General features: G+C 70.9%; 20 protein-coding genes. 11 read left to right on the top strand and 9 right to left on the bottom strand.

Annotated features, from left to right (window positions below; all coding sequences use genetic code 11):
* The first annotated feature begins 22 nt into the window (after positions 1 to 22).
* The 3 genes from HCT63_RS07695 (at position 23) to HCT63_RS07685 (ending at position 2,476) form a co-directional block, all read left to right on the top strand.
* Positions 23 to 481: an NfeD family protein gene (locus HCT63_RS07695; RefSeq protein ID WP_167002900.1), complete on the top strand. Its 459-nt coding sequence runs from the start codon at positions 23 to 25 to the stop codon at positions 479 to 481.
* A 75-nt stretch (positions 482 to 556) separates the two neighbouring features.
* Positions 557 to 1,708 carry an SPFH domain-containing protein gene (locus HCT63_RS07690; RefSeq protein ID WP_167002898.1) on the top strand — a complete coding sequence of 384 codons (1,152 nt, stop codon included), beginning with the start codon at positions 557 to 559 and terminating at the stop codon, positions 1,706 to 1,708.
* 102 nt (positions 1,709 to 1,810) lie between these two features.
* On the top strand, positions 1,811 to 2,476 hold the full coding sequence (locus HCT63_RS07685; protein WP_167002896.1) for a hypothetical protein: 666 nt from the start codon (positions 1,811 to 1,813) through the stop codon (positions 2,474 to 2,476).
* Here HCT63_RS07685 and HCT63_RS07680 read toward each other — a convergent pair.
* Positions 2,430 to 2,954 carry a YbhB/YbcL family Raf kinase inhibitor-like protein gene (locus HCT63_RS07680; protein ID WP_167002894.1) on the bottom strand — a complete coding sequence of 175 codons (525 nt, stop codon included), beginning with the start codon at positions 2,952 to 2,954 and terminating at the stop codon, positions 2,430 to 2,432. The two genes, HCT63_RS07685 and HCT63_RS07680, sit on opposite strands and share 47 nt — an antisense overlap.
* 70 nt (positions 2,955 to 3,024) lie before the next feature.
* Between HCT63_RS07680 and HCT63_RS07675 the strand changes: the two genes are divergently transcribed.
* Both HCT63_RS07675 and HCT63_RS07670 read left to right on the top strand, forming a co-directional pair.
* The gene (locus tag HCT63_RS07675; RefSeq protein WP_167002892.1) at positions 3,025 to 3,507 is read left to right on the top strand and encodes a bifunctional precorrin-2 dehydrogenase/sirohydrochlorin ferrochelatase; all 483 of its coding nucleotides are present in this window, start codon (positions 3,025 to 3,027) and stop codon (positions 3,505 to 3,507) included.
* Positions 3,500 to 4,315, top strand: coding sequence for an RNA methyltransferase (locus tag HCT63_RS07670; RefSeq protein ID WP_167002890.1), 816 nt, complete (start codon positions 3,500 to 3,502; stop codon positions 4,313 to 4,315). The genes HCT63_RS07675 and HCT63_RS07670 overlap by 8 nt, the downstream gene beginning before the upstream one ends.
* A 30-nt stretch (positions 4,316 to 4,345) precedes the next feature.
* On the opposite strand, the gene def is transcribed toward HCT63_RS07670, so the two are convergent.
* Positions 4,346 to 4,939 (bottom strand): peptide deformylase, encoded by a 594-nt coding sequence (gene def / locus HCT63_RS07665; RefSeq protein WP_167002888.1) that lies wholly within the window; start codon positions 4,937 to 4,939, stop codon positions 4,346 to 4,348.
* 224 nt (positions 4,940 to 5,163) lie between these two features.
* Here def and HCT63_RS07660 point away from each other — a divergent pair, with 224 nt between their 5' ends.
* From HCT63_RS07660 to HCT63_RS07645, 4 genes are all read left to right on the top strand, one after another.
* Positions 5,164 to 6,486 carry an acyl-CoA dehydrogenase family protein gene (locus tag HCT63_RS07660; RefSeq protein ID WP_243842940.1) on the top strand — a complete coding sequence of 441 codons (1,323 nt, stop codon included), beginning with the start codon at positions 5,164 to 5,166 and terminating at the stop codon, positions 6,484 to 6,486.
* 28 nt (positions 6,487 to 6,514) lie between these two features.
* A complete protein-coding gene (locus HCT63_RS07655; protein ID WP_167002886.1) occupies positions 6,515 to 7,723 on the top strand; it encodes an acyl-CoA dehydrogenase family protein in 1,209 nt (402 codons plus the stop codon).
* Between the two features lie 197 nt (positions 7,724 to 7,920).
* Positions 7,921 to 8,397, top strand: coding sequence for a MarR family transcriptional regulator (locus HCT63_RS07650; RefSeq protein WP_167002884.1), 477 nt, complete (start codon positions 7,921 to 7,923; stop codon positions 8,395 to 8,397).
* 17 nt (positions 8,398 to 8,414) lie between these two features.
* The gene (locus HCT63_RS07645) at positions 8,415 to 8,783 is read left to right on the top strand and encodes an FKBP-type peptidyl-prolyl cis-trans isomerase (RefSeq protein ID WP_167002882.1); all 369 of its coding nucleotides are present in this window, start codon (positions 8,415 to 8,417) and stop codon (positions 8,781 to 8,783) included.
* A 42-nt stretch (positions 8,784 to 8,825) separates the two neighbouring features.
* Here the strand turns inward: HCT63_RS07645 and HCT63_RS20680 are convergent, their stop codons facing one another.
* Positions 8,826 to 9,077 (bottom strand): DUF427 domain-containing protein, encoded by a 252-nt coding sequence (locus HCT63_RS20680; protein ID WP_167004780.1) that lies wholly within the window; start codon positions 9,075 to 9,077, stop codon positions 8,826 to 8,828.
* Positions 9,078 to 9,320: a hypothetical protein gene (locus tag HCT63_RS07635; RefSeq protein WP_167250876.1), complete on the bottom strand. Its 243-nt coding sequence runs from the start codon at positions 9,318 to 9,320 to the stop codon at positions 9,078 to 9,080.
* A gap of 81 nt (positions 9,321 to 9,401) precedes the next feature.
* On the opposite strand from HCT63_RS07635, the gene HCT63_RS07630 reads away from it, so the two are divergent.
* On the top strand, positions 9,402 to 9,878 hold the full coding sequence (locus HCT63_RS07630) for a hypothetical protein (RefSeq protein WP_167002877.1): 477 nt from the start codon (positions 9,402 to 9,404) through the stop codon (positions 9,876 to 9,878).
* A gap of 82 nt (positions 9,879 to 9,960) precedes the next feature.
* Positions 9,961 to 10,527, top strand: a complete 567-nt coding sequence (locus tag HCT63_RS07625) for a dihydrofolate reductase family protein (protein ID WP_167002875.1) — start codon at positions 9,961 to 9,963, stop codon at positions 10,525 to 10,527.
* Between the two features lie 15 nt (positions 10,528 to 10,542).
* Here HCT63_RS07625 and hrpA read toward each other — a convergent pair whose 3' ends face one another.
* The 5 genes from hrpA to HCT63_RS07600 are packed head-to-tail and all read right to left on the bottom strand — an operon-like array spanning position 10,543 to position 17,131.
* Positions 10,543 to 14,412 carry an ATP-dependent RNA helicase HrpA gene (hrpA, locus tag HCT63_RS07620; RefSeq protein WP_167002873.1) on the bottom strand — a complete coding sequence of 1,290 codons (3,870 nt, stop codon included), beginning with the start codon at positions 14,410 to 14,412 and terminating at the stop codon, positions 10,543 to 10,545.
* Positions 14,413 to 14,424: 12 nt separating this feature from the next.
* Positions 14,425 to 15,219, bottom strand: a complete 795-nt coding sequence (locus tag HCT63_RS07615; RefSeq protein WP_208322334.1) for a CPBP family intramembrane glutamic endopeptidase — start codon at positions 15,217 to 15,219, stop codon at positions 14,425 to 14,427.
* A 5-nt stretch (positions 15,220 to 15,224) separates the two neighbouring features.
* Positions 15,225 to 16,127 (bottom strand): neutral zinc metallopeptidase, encoded by a 903-nt coding sequence (locus HCT63_RS07610; RefSeq protein ID WP_167002871.1) that lies wholly within the window; start codon positions 16,125 to 16,127, stop codon positions 15,225 to 15,227.
* 60 nt (positions 16,128 to 16,187) lie between these two features.
* Positions 16,188 to 16,499, bottom strand: coding sequence for an AzlD domain-containing protein (locus HCT63_RS07605; RefSeq protein WP_167002869.1), 312 nt, complete (start codon positions 16,497 to 16,499; stop codon positions 16,188 to 16,190).
* Complete coding sequence (locus HCT63_RS07600) at positions 16,496 to 17,131, bottom strand: AzlC family ABC transporter permease (protein ID WP_208322333.1); 636 nt, start codon at positions 17,129 to 17,131, stop codon at positions 16,496 to 16,498. The genes HCT63_RS07605 and HCT63_RS07600 overlap by 4 nt, the downstream gene beginning before the upstream one ends.
* Positions 17,132 to 17,141 lie beyond the last annotated feature (10 nt).

Genomic DNA, 17,141 nt, shown 5'->3' with positions numbered 1-17,141 from the left:
CGCGTCCCCTAGAGTCGCCGTCATGAACGGCTTCTGGGAGTGGCTCGGGGACAACGCCTGGGCGGGCTGGCTCGGGCTAGGGCTGCTGCTCGCGACCGCTGAGCTGCTGAGCCTCGACCTCGTGCTCCTCATGCTCGCGGTCGGTGCGTTCGCCGGTGCGGGCACGGCGGCGCTGGGAGCATCGGTGGCGGTGAGCGCGGTCATCGCGATCGCGGTCTCGCTCGCGATGCTGCTGCTCGCGCGTCCGTCGATGGTCAAACGGCTGCACACCGGCCCGGACCTCAAGACCGGGACGAAGGCGCTTGTCGGCGCGTCCGGGGTCGCGCTGAGCACCGTCGACGCGACGCAGGGGCAGGTCAAGCTCGGGGGAGAGACGTGGTCGGCGCGTGCGTTCGACCCAGGCGTGACGATCGAGGAAGGCACCCGCGTCGCGGTGTTCGAGATCGACGGCGCGACCGCGGTGGTGTACCCGGAGGAGTGACCCGGGAGCGGGTTCGGGAATGGGCGGGTCGTGCGCTAGTGTCCGGGGCATCGTCTCCGAAGCTCGAGGAGCCCCATGGCCGTCCTGATCATCCTGGTCCTTCTCGCGATCGCCGTCGTCGTCGTCCTCGCCAAGTCGATCCAGATCGTCCCGCAGGCACGTGCGGGGATCGTCGAGCGCTTCGGCAAGTACAAGACGACGCTCAACGCGGGCCTCAACGTCATCACCCCGTTCGTCGACAAGGTCTCGTTCAAGATCGACCTTCGCGAGCAGGTCGTGTCGTTCCCGCCGCAGCCGGTGATCACCGAGGACAACCTGGTCGTCTCGATCGACACCGTCATCTACTTCCAGGTGACCAACCCGATCGCCGCCACGTACGAGATCTCCAACTACATCCAGGCGATCGAGCAGCTGACGATGACGACGCTGCGCAACATCATCGGCGGCATGACGCTCGAGCAGACGCTCACCAGCCGCGACGAGATCAACACCAAGCTGCGCGGGGTGCTCGACGAGGCCACCGGCAAGTGGGGCATCCGCGTCAACCGTGTCGAGCTCAAGGGTGTCGACCCGCCGCCGTCCATCAAGGACTCGATGGAGAAGCAGATGCGCGCCGACCGCGACAAGCGCGCCGCGATCCTTCAGGCCGAGGGCAGCCGTCAGGCCGCGATCCTCACCGCCGAGGGCGAGAAGCAGTCGCAGATCCTTCGGGCCGAGGGTGACCGCGAGGCCCAGATCCTCAGCGCCCAGGCCAAGCGCGAGTCGCAGATCCTCACCGCGCAGGGCGAGGCGCAGGCGATCTCGACCGTCTTCCAGGCGATCCACGACGGCCAGCCCGACCAGTCGCTGCTGGCCTACCAATACCTCCAGATGCTCCCTGAGATCGCTCAGGGCGACGCCAACAAGCTCTGGATCATCCCGAGCGAGGTCGGCGACGCCCTCAAGGGCCTCGGTGCCGCGGTCGGCCAGATCCCGGCGATGTCCGAGGGTCCGCGCAGGCGTGTCTCGTACGACGAGGCGCCGGCGGCCGAGATCGTGGAGCCCGACCTGAGTGCGGCGCACCGCGCGGTGGACGAGGCGCTGGAGGCCGCCAAGGCGGCCGCGACCCCCGAGGTCCAGCGCGCGGTGCCGCCGGCTCAGGAGCAGCGCGCCGGCGAGGAGCCCGTCGAGGCGTGGGAGGACGACACCACCGAGATCTGGGAAGAGCCCCCGGGCTCACAGGGCTGACGCCCGACCCGTTCGAGATCGGGTGGCAGCGCAGTGGCGCTGCCGCCAGATCGGGCGCACACTGAGGAAAAGGTCAGAACAGCCCCTCCTCAGGAGGTCGCCATGCGGTCTAGCAGCGTCCCCGAGCTCGTCCCTGTGCTCTCACCGGGCAAGCACCGGAACCCCCGCAAGGGGGCATGCTTCATGGAGTTCGCGTCGTATCTCGCCGGCGAGAAGTGGAGCGACCAGCCGGCGTGTACGCACCCCCTGCTGGCCGGGCTCGCTCGCCTGGTCAACGACAACGTCACCGACGACACCCGCGTCACGATGGTGGAGCTCGTGCCACGCGTCGTCGGTCTCAACAGTCCCGATCCGCGCCTCCACGCCGCGATCTGCATCCGCGCGGCCACGATCGCGCTCCCGCTGTCGCCCCGTGCCCATCAGCGGGCGCTGGCCGTCGGGCTCCTCGCCTGCGAGCGCTACCTGGAGGAGACGGAGACGTCGCTTCCCGAGGAGTTCGCGCCGCTGATCGGCGAGGCTTTCGCGCAGGCGCCCAGCGCCGAGCAGTGGGCGCGAGGCTTCCGCCGGGGCCTGACGACGCACCCGAAGCACTTCGCCCGTCGCGCGGCTCCCCGGATCGTGCTCAACAGCGTCGATGGCGTCGTACGCTCGGTGAGCACCGACTCCGACTCCGTGCTGCGCCGGATGCTCGCCGAGGCCATCGCCGACTGCGAGCGTCTGATCAGTGCTGATACGTCCCGAGAAGTGTCGCCCGTGCCAGCGTCTTGAACGCGAGGTTGAACGAGACCACGGCGGGCGTCGCGTTCTCGTCGACGCCCAGCTGCTCCTGACCGACTGCATGCACGACGAAGTAGTAGCGGTGCGGCCGGTCGCCCTCGGGCGGCGCCGCCCCCGCGAAGTCTGCCGTGCCGAAGTCGTTGCGGACGTGGAACGCTCCTGCCGGCACGATGCCGCCGGAGCCGGCGCCCGACTCGAGTGAGCGGATGTGCCCGGGGATGTCGACGAGGACCCAGTGCCAGAAACCCGACGGGGTGGGTGCGTCCGGGTCGAAACAGGTGACGACGAAGCTCTTCGTGGTCTCGGGGAACCCCTCCCACGACAGCTGGGGAGACCGGTTGCCGGCCGCGTACACCTGCGCCTCCTTCAGCGCGTCGCCGTCGCTCAGCTCCGTACTCGTGAGGGTGAAGGACGGGACCGGGGGGAGGAAGTCGTACGGGTTCGGTGTCACCGGACGGTCGAGGCTCATCGCATCTCCTTGGGTCGTGCGGGCTTGTCCGCCGACGCTATCGGGTGAGGCGCCTCGATAACATCGGGGAGTGAACCACGGACCCGGACTCACCCATCCGCCGTACCCCTCAGGCCTCGTTCTCGCGGGGCGCCGTGTCGTCATCGTCGGCGGGGGGCACGTCGCGGCGCGCCGGCTGCCGGCGTTCCTCGAGGCGGGTGCCGCGCTGACCGTGGTGTCGCCCGAGGTGGACCCGCTCATCCGCGAGGCCGCCGACCGCGGCGACGTCGCGCTCGTGGAGCGCGCGTACGAGCCGGGCGACCTGGCGGGAGCCTGGTACGCGATGGCGTCGACGGACCGGCCCGCGGTCAATGCCGCCGTGCTGGAGGAGGCCGACGCCGCCCGCGTGTTCTGCGTCCGTGCCGACGATGCCCCGTTGGGGACGGCATGGACGCCTGCGGTCGGGCACGTCGACGAGACGACGGTCGCCGTCCTGTCCAACCGCGACCCCGCCCGTTCGGCGCGGACCCGAGACCGGCTCGTCGCCGCACTGCGTGACGAAAACGATGGCTGACATCGTCGAGGTCGCCGACCCGTCCGACCCGAGGCTGCGCGACTACGTGGACCTGCGCGACGTGCAGCTGCGCAAGCTCCTGGAGTCCGAGCGCGGCGTGTTCATCGCCGAGGGCGAGAAGGTCGTCCGCCGTGCGCTCGAGTCGGGGCACCAGGCACGGTCGTTCCTCATGGCGCCGCGCTGGCTGGAGACCCTGTCCGACGTGCTCGAGACGGCCGACGCCCCGGTGTACGTGATGAGCGAGAAGGCGATCGAGGGGGTGACCGGCTTCCATGTGCACCGCGGTGCGCTGGCGAGCCTCGACAGGCGCCCGGTCGCGTCGGTGGAGGAGGTGCTCGCCGGGGCGCGCCGCGTCGTCGTGGCCGAGGACCTCGTCGACCACACGAACATCGGGGCCGTCTTCCGCAGCGCGGCTGCGCTCGGCTTCGACGCCGTGGTCCTCTCGCCGCGCTGCGCCGACCCGCTCTATCGGCGGGCGATCAAGGTCTCGATGGGGTCGGTGTTCTGGCTTCCGTACGCGCGGGTCGACGACTGGTACGGCTTTCCGACGCTGCTGCGCGAGCACGGGTGGACGAGCCTGGCGATGACGCTGGCCGACGATGCCCGCGACCTGCGGGAGGTGGCCGCGGCTGGAGCGGGGGACAAGATCGCGCTGATGGTCGGCTCGGAGGGCGACGGCCTGTCACCGCACTGGACCCGCAGCGCGGACGTGCGCGTGACCGTCCCGATGGCGGCCGGGATCGACTCGCTCAACGTCGCCGCGGCGACCGCCGTCGCCTGCTGGGCGCTGGGCCCGTCGGGCGACTAGGGGGCTCGATCCGCCAGCGGGGGACGGGCGTCAGAGGTCGTGCGCGCTGCTCACCCGGGCCACGGCGGGCCACGCGGCCGGGTAGTCCTCGGCGATCGCCTCGGCCTGCTTGTAGAGCTTCTTGCGGGCCCGCGACGGCACCCGGTCTCCGAAGACGGTGCCCATGAGGTGGTCGGTTTCGTGCTGCAGGCAGCGTGCGAGCGTGCCGCCCTCGCCGACGTACGTCACGGGAGCACCGGTGTGGTCGGTGCCGTCGACCTGCGACCAGTCGGGACGCGCGCAGTAGGTGTAGGCGCCCGGCAGTGACAGGCAGCCCTCTTCGCTGTCGTCGAGGTTGCGGTCACCCGTCTCGGGGAGGGTCAGCACCGGGTTGCAGACCACGCCGACGACGCGCTTGCCGGCCCCGTCGGTGCAGTCGAACACGAAGACCTGGAGGTCCACCCCGATCTGGTTGGCGGCCAGGCCTGCGCCCTCGGCCGCGTACATCGTGGCGAACATGTCCGCGACGAGCGTCTCGAGGGCCTCGTCGTACTCCGTCACCGGCTGCAGCTTGTGGTGCATCACGGGCTCACCCCACCGGGTGATCGGGCGTACGGTGCCACCGGAGGGCAAGGTCACGGACAACGGGGGCTCCTTCACGGCGTTCGACGGCCTGGGGGCACTGACCTGGGAAGGGTATCCGACCCTACGGAGCAGGGTGTCCGCCCACCTTCCCCACCATGTCACTCAGGTGATGTGACATCGCAATGGTCACGTTCTCGCGTCGATGGTGGGCCGAGGTGCGCAAGCGTGCAACTCGCAGTTACAGTAGGGGTACGTCCTACCCTTATGACCCACCAGGAGACGCTGTGACAGCGCACTCGACGCGCCGAGACCCGATGAGCAAGGGGCTCGCCGTCCTCAACCGGATCGCCTCACTTCCCGTCCTCGACCGGCTCAACCTCCGGGGACCGTCAGAGCAGGTGGTCTACCACGGTGCGCGCGTCGGCTTCCGTACGGCGGCCGCCGTCAGCCGCGGGTTCACCCGGGCTCCCGGCAAGGGCGCCCCGGTACGCCCTACGGCGGCGCAGGGGAGCGGCGTCTTCGACCTGACGCCCACCGAGGACCAGCAGATGATGGTCGGCCTGGTCGACCAGTTCGCGCGCGAGGTGGTCCGGCCGTCGGTCGAGAAGGCCGAGGCCGCCAACGAGACCCCGAGCGACGTCACCGCCCACGCGAGCGAGCTCGGCCTCACCCTCATGGGACTCCCCGAGGACCTCGGCGGCCTGGCCGCCGAGCGCTCCGCGACGACCGGCGCCCTCGTCGCCGAGGCGCTGGGCAAGGGCGACATGGGCATCGGCGCCTCGCTGCTGGCGCCAGGCGCCGTGGCCACCGCGATCGGCCTGTGGGGCGACTCCGCGCAGCAGGCGACGTACCTTCCGGCCTTCACCGGTGCCGACGTCCCGGCCGCCGCGCTCGCGGTCGCCGAGCCGTGCGCGCTGTTCGACCCGATGACGCTGCGCACCACCGCCCGCAAGGTGCCGGGCGGTTTCGTGCTCGATGGCGTGAAGTCGGGAGTCATCCGTGGCGCCGCCGCCGAGCTGTTCGTGGTCGCCGCGCGGCTCGACGACGGCCGGCACGGCCTGTTCGTCCTCGAGTCCAGCACACCCGGCCTGGTCATCGAGACGGATCCGTCGATGGGGCTTCGCGCCGCGTCGCTGTCACGTCTCGTGCTGGACGGAGTCGCGGTCGGTCCGGAGGCTCTGCTCGCGGAGAGCGTCGACGGCTACGCCGACTCGGTGCGCCTCGCCCGTATCGCCTGGAGCGGTCTGGCCCTCGGCACGATGCGTGCGGTCCTGGACTACGTCACCCCGTACGTCAAGGAGCGCAAGGCCTTCGGTGAGCCCGTCGCGCACCGTCAGGGCGTCGCCTTCATGGTCGCCGACATGGCGATCGAGCTCGAGGGTGCGCGGTTGACGACGCTGCGCGCTGCCTCGCGCGCCGATCTCGGCAAGCCCTTCGCCCGCGAGGCCGCGCTCTCGCGACGCCTCTGCGCGGAGTACGGCATGAAGATCGGCACCGATGGCGTCCAGCTCCTCGGTGGGCACGGGTTCACCAAGGAGCACCCGGTCGAGCGCTGGTACAGGGACCTGCGGGCCGTCGGCGTGATGGAGGGCGGCCTCCTCGTCTGAGGAGACCGCAGAACAGGAAGAACAGCAGATGATCAATCTCGAGACGCCGAAGAAGTTCCGTACCTTCGTGGAGCAGGCCCACCGGGTCGCGACGGAGTTCCTTCGTGCCAACTCGCGCAAGTACGACCTCGCCGAGCACGCGTACCCCAAGGAGCTCGACATCCTCGCGGCGATCGTCGACGGCATGGGTGACTCCGGAGCGGGACAGGGGGCCGGCGCCACAGGGGTGCGCCGATCCAGCGACAAGGGCGAGGGCGTCCGCAACGGATCCAACATGTCGTCCGTGCTGTCGGTGGCCGAGACCTGCTGGGGCGACGTGGGCCTGACGCTGTCGATGCCGCGACAGGGTCTCGGCAACTCCGCGATCGCTTCGGTCGCGACCGATGAGCAGCTCGAGCGCTTCAAGGGCATGTGGGCGTCGATGGCGATCACCGAGCCCGGCTGCGGCTCCGACTCCGCGGCGATCACGACCACGGCCGTCAAGGATGGCGACGCGTACATCCTGAACGGCGAGAAGATCTTCGTGACGTCGGGCGAGCGGAGCGACGCCGTCGTGGTGTGGGCGACGCTCGACAAGACGCTCGGCCGGGCGGCGATCAAGTCGTTCGTGGTCCCGAAGTCGCTGCCCGGCATCACTGTCGAGCGGCTCGAGCACAAGCTCGGCATCAAGGCGTCCGACACGGCGACGATCGTGCTCGCCAACTGCCGGGTGCCCGCCGAGAACCTTCTCGGCGACCCGGAGGTCAACGTCGACAAGGGGTTCGCGGGGGTCATGCAGACCTTCGACAACACGCGCCCGCTCGTCGCGGCGATGGCGGTGGGCTGCGCACGCGCGGCACTCGACCGTACGCGCGAGATCCTCGAGGACGCCGGTGTCGTCGTCGACTACGACCGGCCGGCGCTGACGCAGTCGGCGGCCGCCGCCACGTTCTTGCGGATGGAGGCCGACTGGGAGGCCGCCCACCTCCTGACGCTCGAGGCGGCGTGGATGGCGGACAACCGCATGCCCAACTCGCTCGAGGCCTCGATGGCCAAGGCGAAGGCCGGCCGTGTCGGCAACCAGATCACGCTGACGTGCGTCGAACTGGTCGGCACGCTCGGCTACGGCGAGGACGAGCTCCTCGAGAAGTGGGCGCGCGACTCCAAGATCCTCGACATCTTCGAGGGCACCCAGCAGATCCAGCAGCTCATCGTCGCGCGCCGCGTGCTCGGCCTCAGCTCGGCCGAGCTGCGGTAGGCGCTCCTCGAACGCCCCCAGCCCCGGCCGTATCCCCCGCGCCGGGGCTGGGGTGCGCCCGGAGTCGTGCAGATCGGCCGGGGTCGTGACATCGGCGATCTGATCGGCTCCTTCCTGGCTAGTCTTGCCTTGACCGCGAGGGCGGCCCGCGTCGGACCGCCGTGGGTGCCCTCCCGCATCGAACCGGAGCTGTCGCCATGACCACGCCCTCCCAGGTGCCGTTCGACCTGACGCACGACGTCGAGTACGAGGTGACCAGGCTGCTGCGCCGCTCCCGCTTGCGTGGCCTCGGGACGATCGCGCAGATCCACCCTGAGCTCGACTTCGCCTCATACATGCTGCTCGTCGCGATCACCGACACCCGCTCGCCTGTCGCAGGGGGCATCCGCGGCTCCGACCTCGCTGACGCGGTCGGCGTGCACAAGTCGACCGTCAGTCGCGGCATCGCCCAGCTCGAGCGGCTCGGTCTCGTGGAGCGCGTGCCCGACCCGACGGACGGACGTGCCCGTCTCATCTCGCTGACGCCGGTCGCCGCGGAGCGGATCGCCGCCGTGCAGGCCGCACGCCGCGCGACGCTCGCCCGGGCCATCGAGGACTGGGACGAGCACGACCTCGATGTGCTCGCCGGGCTCCTCGGCCGCCTCAACACCGCGCTGGAGCGACCTGCCGACTGAGATGGGAGGCTAGGAGCATGAGCAATCTCGAGAAGCCAGTCATCGAGTTCCCCGAGGGCGACGAGCCCGAGGACCTCGACATCCTCGACATCGCCGTGGGCACCGGAGCCGAGGCGAAGCCCGGCGACTACGTGACGGTGCACTACGTCGGTGTGAAGTTCCGTGACGGTGCCGAGTTCGACGCCTCGTGGAACCGTGGCGAGTCCATCCGTTTCCCGCTGCAGGGCCTCATCCAGGGCTGGCAGGAGGGGATCCCCGGCATGAAGGTCGGCGGACGGCGCCAGCTGACGATCCCGCCGCACAAGGCGTACGGGCCCGCCGGTGGCGGCCACCCGCTGTCCGGTGAGCCGCTGATCTTCGTCATCGACCTGCTCGGCGTCGGCTGAGCCGCGTCGACAGACCTGGTCGGGCGTCCGCGCGGCGCCCGATCAGGACCACGGCGTGACCGGCCGTTCCTGCGGCTCACCGTCGACGACGCGGTCGACGCGCTCGCCGAAGAACGCCAGCATCCCCGCGACGGGGAGCACGTCGTGGCGTGGGTCGCGGTACGTCCACGCGATGTTGCGGTGGCGCGAGCCGCTGCCCTCGTACGACCAGTACGACGCCGTGCCCTTAAAGGCGCAGACCGACGTGCGGTCGGACGGGACGAGCCGGTCGCGACGGACGTCTTCCCACGGCAGCTAGTAGCGGACGGGCAGCCAGGTCTCGAGCAGCATCACCGACCTCCGGCTGTCGGCGAGCACGTCGCCGTCGAGCGAGATCTCGACGTGGCGACCGCTGCTGAGACAGTCGATGCGCGAGAAGGGGTCGTGAGGATGCCCGACCATCTCGTGCTCCTCCTCGAGCCACGTGTCGAACGCGTCCCAGTCGAGCACGACGTAGGCCTTCAGGTCCGTCATGGTCGTGGTGATCGCCTCACGCATCCAGGTGGCCATCCTCCAGTGTGCGCCCGTGTGGCGGCGGGGGGCGCAGAAGATGCGGACCTCGCCGGTACGGTAGAGGTGATGAGCACCTTCTCGGGACGTTCTGCGCGACGTGCTGCGTTGTCTGCGGGCAGCGCGCTCGTTGTGCTGCTCGCGGTCTCGGCCTGCTCCGGAGGGGGCGACGAGCCCGCGCCTGCGGCAGAGACGTCCGCACCCGCCACGTTGAGCAGCCTCGGCGCGCTCGACGGCCTCACGATGATCGACACGTCGTGGGAGAGCTTCCGTACGGCGAAGGTCACCGCAGTCACCGGCCGACCTGACACGCGCGCGGTCGACGTTACCTACGAGGCGAGCGACGCCACCTGCGAGAAGTTCGCCGGATTCGCCGAGGACCGTACCGACGACGAGCTCCAGGTGACGATCGTCATCGGCCGGGACGACGGCTGCGAGCCCGGTGCGCCGGTGGCGGCGACGACGTCGCTCCCGCTCACGGAGCCTCTCGGGACCGTGAAGCCGGTGGCCTCGCCGTACTCCGTGGAGCCGATCGAGATCGGCTAGGTTCCCCTCACGCCGTGCGATGAGTTTGCGCTCCGCCATCGGTCATGCCTGTGTCCCGCAGTCTGCTGAGAGGAACCCCTTGATGTCGCGACCCCGCCTGCTCTATTCGATGAATGTCTCGGTGGACGGCTTCATCACCGACCGCGCCGGCGAACCCGGCTGGGCGGCCCCGGTCGACGAGGTGTTCCTCTTCCACCTCGAGCAGGTCCGCGAGCTCGGCGCCTACCTGCTGGGCCGCAGGTTGTACGAGTCGATGGTGGTGTGGGAGACCGACCCGGCGATGCGCGCCACCGAGTCCATGGCAGCTTTCTCCGACGCCTGGTCCGCCCTCCCGAAGGTCGTCTTCAGCCGTACGCTCGACCGCGTTGAGGGCAACGCCCGGCTCGCCAAGGGGTCGGTGGCCGAGGAGGTCACCGCGGCGCTGGCCGCGACCGACAAGAACGTCTCGATCGGTGGTGCGGATCTGGCCGCGCAGGCGATCGAGCTCGGACTCCTGGATGAGCTGCGCATCGTCCGCCACCCGGTCGTCGTCGGGGGCGGCACGCCATACCTGCTGCCGGTCACCGAGATCGTGCCGCTGGAGCTGCTCGAGACCCGGACGTTCGGCGCGCAGGTCGTCTACGAGCGCTACGGGCGGGTCGACGACTGACGGCGCGGCCGACGCTCAGCCCGAGATCGCGTCGATGAGCTTCGTGACGCGCTTGGCTGAGACCGTCGTCGCGGTGCGCAGGCGCTGCGCGAACAGGCTCACGCGCAGCTCCTCCAGCGCCCACCGCGCCGCGAGGACCGCGTCGGACTGCCGCTCGATGTCGGGCAGCGTCTCGACGACCTCGTAGAAGCGGGCCTCCAGTTCCTGCACGGTGTGCCGCTTGTCGATCTCGCTGCGGTCGTCCGCGTGCTGCAGCCGGAAGGCGGCAGCACGCACGTAGCGGGGGAGGTGGCGCAGCTGCTCGAGGCCGGTGTCCGGCACGAACCCGTCGTAGACCAGCCACGACATCTGCACCTCGATGTCCTTCACGATCTCCGGCTTGGCCGTACGGAACTGGTCGAGGTCGCCGCGCAGCGATCCGAGGTCGGCGATCGTGCGCTCGACCTCGCGCGCGACTGCGAGCGTCTGGGCGTACCCCTCTGAGCGCACCTGCTCGCGCAGCAGCGCGAAGGTCTCGCCGTCGCGGACCACCGCACGCCCGGTGACGGCGTCGATGCCGGCCAGGACGCAGTCGGCCATGAGCAACGACGTCGACCGGTACGGGGCACCGGCCAGGACGAGCAGCGCGCGGGTGCCGAGGTCCTTCGAGACCTGCGCGGCGGGGGAGCTGGTGTTGAGCGCCAGCAGCCGGCGTACGCCCGCTCGCATCGCGATCTCGGCGTGCTGGGCGGACGCGAACACGCGGAGGTCGACGTGGGTGACGCGGTCGACGAGGGCCGGGTAGGCCGTGACCTCGTGGCCGCGGCTGGTCGACGTGACCTCCGAGGGGATGGTGCCGAGGTCCCAGTTGAGGATGCCGTCGCGCTCGATGCTGCTCGACGCGGCGGCGATCGTGGCGCCGAGCCTGGGCCGCAGCTCCTTGCGGAGACTGTCGAGGTCCTTGCCGCGGGCGACCTCGGCCTCCCCGTCGAGCACGCGGAAGGTCACACGCAGGTGCTGGGGCAGCGCCGCAAGGTCGAAGGTCTCCGGCTTCACGTGGTCACCGGTCAGCGCCCGGATGCCGGCCGACATCGCCTCGGCGACCGGCAGCGACGTGTCGAGAGGCAGCGCCATCAGACGGCGCGCGACGTCCGGCGCCGGCACGAGCTGACGTCGGACCTGTTTGGGCAGCCCGCGCAGCAGGGCCGTGACGAGCTCTTGGCGATAGCCCGGGACACCCCAGAGGAAGGAGGTCTCGTCGAGGTCGGCAAGGCGTTCCAGCGGCACGTCGACGGTCACCCCGTCGATCTCGCTGTCGGGCTCGAACGCGTACGACAGCGGCAGCGCGAGGCCGGCCGACTCCCACGTCGTCGGATAGGCGTCGAGCGCGACCGCGTCGGCATCGTCTCGTACGAGGTCGTCCGGGGTCAGGTCGAGCAGGTCGGGCTGGCGACGGCGGGCCTGCTTCCACCACGAGTCGAAGTGGCGCACCGAGACGACGTCCGGCCCGACCCGCTCGTCGTAGAACGCGAACACGGCCTCGTCGTCCACCCGGATGTCGCGCCGGCGGACGCGGTCCTCGATGCCTTCGATCTCGGCGAGCACCTCGGCGTTGTGCGCCCAGAACGCATGGTGCGTGCTCCACTCGCCCTGCACGAGCGCGTGTCGGATGAACAGCTCACGTGCGATGGCGACGTCGACCTTCCCGTACGAGACGAGGCGGTCCGCGACCACGGGCACCCCGTACAGGGTGACGCGCTCGTGCGCCATGACGGCGCCGCGGCGTCGGGACCAGTGCGGCTCGGAGTACGACCGCTTGAGGAGGTGGGCACCCTCCTGCTCGATCCAGGCCGGCTCGACCTTCGCGACCGTACGGGCGAACAGGCGCGAGGTCTCGACGAGCTCGGCGGCGACGACCCACTGCGGTGGTTTCTTGGCGAGTCCGGAGCCGGGGAAGATCGCGAAGCGGGCGTTGCGCGCGCCGAGGAAGTCGCGGGTGTCACCCTCGCGCAGGCCGATGTGGGAGAGCAGCCCGGCCAGTGCGGCCTGGTGCACACGGTCGGGGTCGGCGGGCGTGCTGTTGAGGTCCAGGCCCATGTCACGGCACTGGTCGCGCAGCATCGCGTGGACGTCCTGCCACTCGCGGATGCGCAGGAAGTGCAGGTACTCGTCGCGCACCATCCGCCGGAACGCGTTGCCCGAGAGCTCGCGACGCTGCTCGCGGAGGTAGTTCCAGAGGTTGAGGTAGGCGAGGAAGTCCGATGTCGGGTCGGTGAAGCGGGCGTGCTTCGCGTCGGCCTGCTGCTGCGCCTCGAGCGGGCGCTCGCGCGGGTCCTGGATCGACAGCGCCGAGACGATGATGAGCATCTCGCGCAGCGCCCCGTACGACGACGCGGCGACGAGCATCCGGGCGAGGCGGGGGTCGAGCGGGAACGCGGCGATCCGGCGGCCAGTCTCGGTGAGCGACGAGCGCATGCCCCTTGCACCCTCGGTGAGCGCGCCGAGCTCCTCGAGGAGGCCCACGCCGTCGCGCACCGAGCGCTGGTCCGGCGGGTCGAGGAACGGAAACTCCTCGACGGGGCCGAGGTCGAGCGAGGCCATCTGGAGGAGCACGGCGGCGAGGTTCGTCCGGAGGATCTCCGGGTCGGTGAACTCGGGACGCCCCTCGTAGTCCTCCTCGGAGTAGAGACGGATGCAGATCCCGTCCGACGTACGGCCGCAGCGGCCGGCGCGCTGGTTGGCGCTGGCCTGCGAGACGGGCTCGATCGGGAGCCGCTGCACCTTGAGCCGCTGGCTGTAGCGGGAGATGCGAGCGGTGCCGGGGTCGACGACGTACCGGATCCCCGGCACGGTCAGCGAGGTCTCGGCGACGTTGGTGGCGAGGACGATCCGGCGACCGGTGTGCGGCTCGAAGACCTTGTGCTGCTCGGCCGCCGACAACCGGCCGTACAGGGGGAGGACTTCGGTGCGTCTCAGCTTGCGGTCGCGCAGCATGTCGGCGGCGTCGCGGATCTCGCGCTCGCCGGAGAGGAAGACCAGCACGTCGCCGTCGGACTCACGGCCGAGCTCGTCGACAGCGTCGCCGATCGCGCCGAGGACGTCGCCGTCCTCTCGCTCGGCGAGCGGGCGGTAGCGGACCTCGACCGGGTAGGTCCGCCCGCTGACCTCGATGATCGGGGCGGGGTTGCCGTCGGCATCCGCGAAGTGCGCGGCGAAGCGTTCCGGGTCGATGGTCGCCGAGGTGATGACGACCTTGAGGTCCGGGCGGCGGGGGAGGAGACGCTGGAGGTAGCCGAGGAGGAAGTCGATCGTGAGCGACCGCTCGTGCGCCTCGTCGACGATCACCGTGTCGTAGCGCAGGAGCAGCGGGTCGTCGTGGATCTCGGCCAGCAGGACGCCGTCGGTCATCACCCGGACGAGCGTGTCGCGGCTGGAGCGGTCGTCGAAGCGCACCGCGTAGCCGACCTGCTCGCCGAGGGTCGACTTCGTCTCCTCCGCGATGCGGGCGGCGACGCTGCGGGCGGCGATGCGACGCGGCTGCGTGTGGGCGATCGTGCCGCGGATGCCCCGCCCGAGGGAGAGCAGGATCTTGGGCAGCTGCGTCGTCTTGCCCGACCCGGTCTCGCCGGCGACCACGACGACCTGGTGCGCCGCGATCGCGTCGGCGATGTCGTCGCGGCGCTCGGTGACGGGCAGCTCGGCGGGATACTCCAGGACCGGCACCGACGCCGCACGGGAGGCGACGCGGCGCTCGGCGGCGTCGATCTCCTTCTCGAGCACGGCGAGCTCGTGGGCGCGGCGGCCGGCGTCGCGCTGGGACGCCGCACGGTCGAGGCGTCGCCTCAGCCGCCGCTCGTCGCGCAGCGTCACCTCGCGCAGCCGCGTGCGCAGCTCGCCGACGGTCATTCCGAGAACCCCTTAGGGAAGGTTGAGCGCGTCCTTGAACAGGGCGTACCCGACGAACGCGACGATGTCGAGGACCGCATGCGCCACGACCAGCGGGACGACGCGCCCTGTCCGCTGGTACCAGTACCCGAACACGATACCCATCGCCGCGTTGCCGATCGCCGGGCCGATCCCCTGATAGAGGTGGTACGAGGCGCGGACCGCCGCGCTGGTCGCGAGGACGGCCCAGCGGTTCCAGCCGAGCTGGGTCAGTCGCCACATCAGGTAGGCGACGACGATGACCTCCTCGAGGACGGAGTTCATCAGGGCCGACGCGATGAGGACGGGCACGCGCCACCAGTGGTCGTCGAGCGCGCTGGGGACGATCGTCGCGGTGATGCCGAGCGCGTGACCCACGAAGTAGAGGGCGAGACCGGGGATGCCGATGAGGGCCGCGAGGCCGACGCCCCAGCCCACGTCGCCGCCCTTCGAGCCGCGGCCGATGCCGAGCACGCGGCGCGGGCGGTCGCCCGACCGTACGAGCAGGTAGAGCACGAGCGCGACCGGCATCAGCGCGAACCCGATCCCGAGCACCTGGTAGGTGAGGTCGAGCCACGGGCGGTCGCTCCGCGAGGCGTTGAGCGTCGCCGTCTGGTCCGCCAGCGGGCCCCGGGTCAGCTTGGCGACCAGCGACACCAGCGCGTACACGCCCGACTGGAGCAGCGAGAGCAGCAGGACGATCCAGACCTCGGCGCTCAGCAGTCGCCGCTGCGGCGCGGCGACGGGTTCGGGTGCCGGGACGAGGGGGCCGGGGAAGTCGGGGGCCACGGCGCTCAGAGCGTACGGGCGGAGAGGGTGTCGCAGGCGTTGAGGTTGCCCGCCTCGTAACCGGTCGTGAACCAGCGCTGCCGCTGCTCGGCGGAGCCGTGCGTCCAGCTCTCGGGGTTGACCTGGCCGGTCGCCGACTCCTGGATACGGTCGTCGCCGACCGCGGCCGCGGCCGAGAGCGCGGATGCGATGTCGGCCTCGGTGAGCGGCTGGATCAGCGTGGTGCCGTCCTCGTCCTGGGTGTTCGCGGCGTGGTGCGCCCAGACGCCGGCGAGGCAGTCGGCCATCAGCTCGACCCGTACGGCGCCCGAGGTCGGACCCTGACGGTCCTGCTGGGCGTGTTGGAGGACGCCCAGAATGTTCTGGACGTGGTGGCCGTACTCGTGCGCGACCACGTACATCTGCGCGAGGGCTCCGCCGTCGGCGCCGAACCGGGTCGTCAGGTCGTCGAAGAACGCGGCGTCGATGTAGATCTGCTCGTCCGTCGGGCAGTAGAACGGGCCGACCGCATTGCTGGCCGTCCCGCACGGTGACTGGGTCTGGCCGGAGTAGAGGACGGTGTAGGAGTCGCGGTACTGACGGTTGGCATCGGCGGGGAGCGCGTCGCGCCAGTAGTCCTGGACACTGTTGACCGTGCCGATCACGCGGCAGGTGACGTCGCGGTTCGCGTCGGCGCCGGTCTGGCACTGCGAGAAGTCGACGTCGCTCGCACCCGCCTGCTGGACCTGCGAGGTGTCGAAGGCGCTCGTGCCGCCGCCGCCCTGCTCGAACGGGTTGACGCCGAGCAGGAGGCCGATGATGACGAGGATGATCGACCCGGCACCGCCGCCGAGGAGCACGCCGCCCCGGCTGGAGCCGCCGCTGCGGACCTGGCTGGTGTCGAGGTTGGCGCCTTCGTTGAACGTCATGGTCGGATTCTAGGGCGATCGCGTCCCGTCGCCGTCGAGCCGCCCGGCATCGGCTCCGCGTCACCATGCACGCACGAGCGCCGTCGTCAGCGCCGCGACGAGGACGACCACCACGAGCGACGCGCGGGCGACGGCGGCGACCACGCCGGCCGCCACGCCGACCGGTCGCGCGAGGTCTGCGGGTGCCGCGCCGTCGTAGAACGTGGACGTCACCGCCACCGCCACGAGCAGCACCGCCACCGCGCGGTCGACGACCTGCTCCATCTCGTCGGTCATCGGCGCGCGCGTCCCGGCTGCCATGCCACCGAACCGCAGCGCGTACGTCCCGAGACCGAGGACCGCGACCGCGAGCGCGAACGAGCCGGCGCTCATCGCATCCTCGCCAGGGGAACCACCGCAAGACCCAGCAGCGCCAGCACGGGGGCGAGCCCGGGAGGGAGGTGGGGGAGCCCGACGAGAGCGAGGGTCCCTCCGACCGCGGTCGCTGCGAGGGTGGCACGCTCGCGCAGCGCGGGCAGCACCAGCGCCGCGATCACCGCAGGGAAGACAGCGTCGAGCCCCCAGTCGCTCGGGTCGGGGACCACCTGCCCGACACCGACGCCGATCCCGGCACCGAGCGGCCACGCGAGGGCGATGCCGATCCCGCAGGCCCAGAACGCCCGGCGCCCCTCGCGTGGCGTGTCCTGAGCGGTGGCGAGAGCCACTGTCTCGTCGTTGACGAGGTGCGCGCCGAGGAGTCGTCCCCTTCCCGGTCGAAGGAGCGGGCCCGCCGCCATGCCGTACGCGGCGGTGCGGAGGTTGACGAGGAGTGCAGCCCCCGCGGCGATCGCCGGGGCGGCGCCGAGCGCGACGAGCGCGACGAACAGCAGCTCCGAAGACGCGCCGAGCACGAGGACCGCGAGGGCGATCACCTGCCAGAGCGGAAAGCCCGCGGCCGCTGCGGTGACCCCGTACGAGACGCCGACGAGCATGACCGTCACGCAGATCGGGAGGACGGCTTGCATGGTTGAGCGA

The organism is Mumia sp. ZJ430 (assembly GCF_011751845.1).
In the GTDB taxonomy this organism is placed as follows: Bacteria; Actinomycetota; Actinomycetes; order Propionibacteriales; family Nocardioidaceae; genus Mumia.
Note: the sequence above shows the minus strand (reverse complement) of the source record. Positions and strands in the feature narration are given on the sequence as shown.

Excerpts from the sequence above, each read along its gene's own strand:
- HCT63_RS07670 (WP_167002890.1), top strand. The coding sequence starts at position 3,500 with ATGGCTGACATCGTCGAGGTCGCCGACCCGTCCGACCCGAGGCTGCGC.
- HCT63_RS07690 (WP_167002898.1), top strand. The coding sequence starts at position 557 with ATGGCCGTCCTGATCATCCTGGTCCTTCTCGCGATCGCCGTCGTCGTC.
- HCT63_RS07630 (WP_167002877.1), top strand. The coding sequence starts at position 9,402 with ATGAGCACCTTCTCGGGACGTTCTGCGCGACGTGCTGCGTTGTCTGCG.
- HCT63_RS07600 (WP_208322333.1), bottom strand. The coding sequence starts at position 17,131 with ATGCAAGCCGTCCTCCCGATCTGCGTGACGGTCATGCTCGTCGGCGTC.
- HCT63_RS07650 (WP_167002884.1), top strand. The coding sequence starts at position 7,921 with ATGACCACGCCCTCCCAGGTGCCGTTCGACCTGACGCACGACGTCGAG.
- HCT63_RS07685 (WP_167002896.1), top strand. The coding sequence starts at position 1,811 with ATGCGGTCTAGCAGCGTCCCCGAGCTCGTCCCTGTGCTCTCACCGGGC.
- HCT63_RS07695 (WP_167002900.1), top strand. The coding sequence starts at position 23 with ATGAACGGCTTCTGGGAGTGGCTCGGGGACAACGCCTGGGCGGGCTGG.
- HCT63_RS07610 (WP_167002871.1), bottom strand. The coding sequence starts at position 16,127 with ATGACGTTCAACGAAGGCGCCAACCTCGACACCAGCCAGGTCCGCAGC.
- HCT63_RS07645 (WP_167002882.1), top strand. The coding sequence starts at position 8,415 with ATGAGCAATCTCGAGAAGCCAGTCATCGAGTTCCCCGAGGGCGACGAG.
- HCT63_RS07625 (WP_167002875.1), top strand. The coding sequence starts at position 9,961 with ATGTCGCGACCCCGCCTGCTCTATTCGATGAATGTCTCGGTGGACGGC.
- HCT63_RS07655 (WP_167002886.1), top strand. The coding sequence starts at position 6,515 with ATGATCAATCTCGAGACGCCGAAGAAGTTCCGTACCTTCGTGGAGCAG.
- hrpA (WP_167002873.1), bottom strand. The coding sequence starts at position 14,412 with ATGACCGTCGGCGAGCTGCGCACGCGGCTGCGCGAGGTGACGCTGCGC.
- HCT63_RS07680 (WP_167002894.1), bottom strand. The coding sequence starts at position 2,954 with ATGAGCCTCGACCGTCCGGTGACACCGAACCCGTACGACTTCCTCCCC.
- HCT63_RS07605 (WP_167002869.1), bottom strand. The coding sequence starts at position 16,499 with ATGAGCGCCGGCTCGTTCGCGCTCGCGGTCGCGGTCCTCGGTCTCGGG.
- HCT63_RS07635 (WP_167250876.1), bottom strand. The coding sequence starts at position 9,320 with ATGCGTGAGGCGATCACCACGACCATGACGGACCTGAAGGCCTACGTC.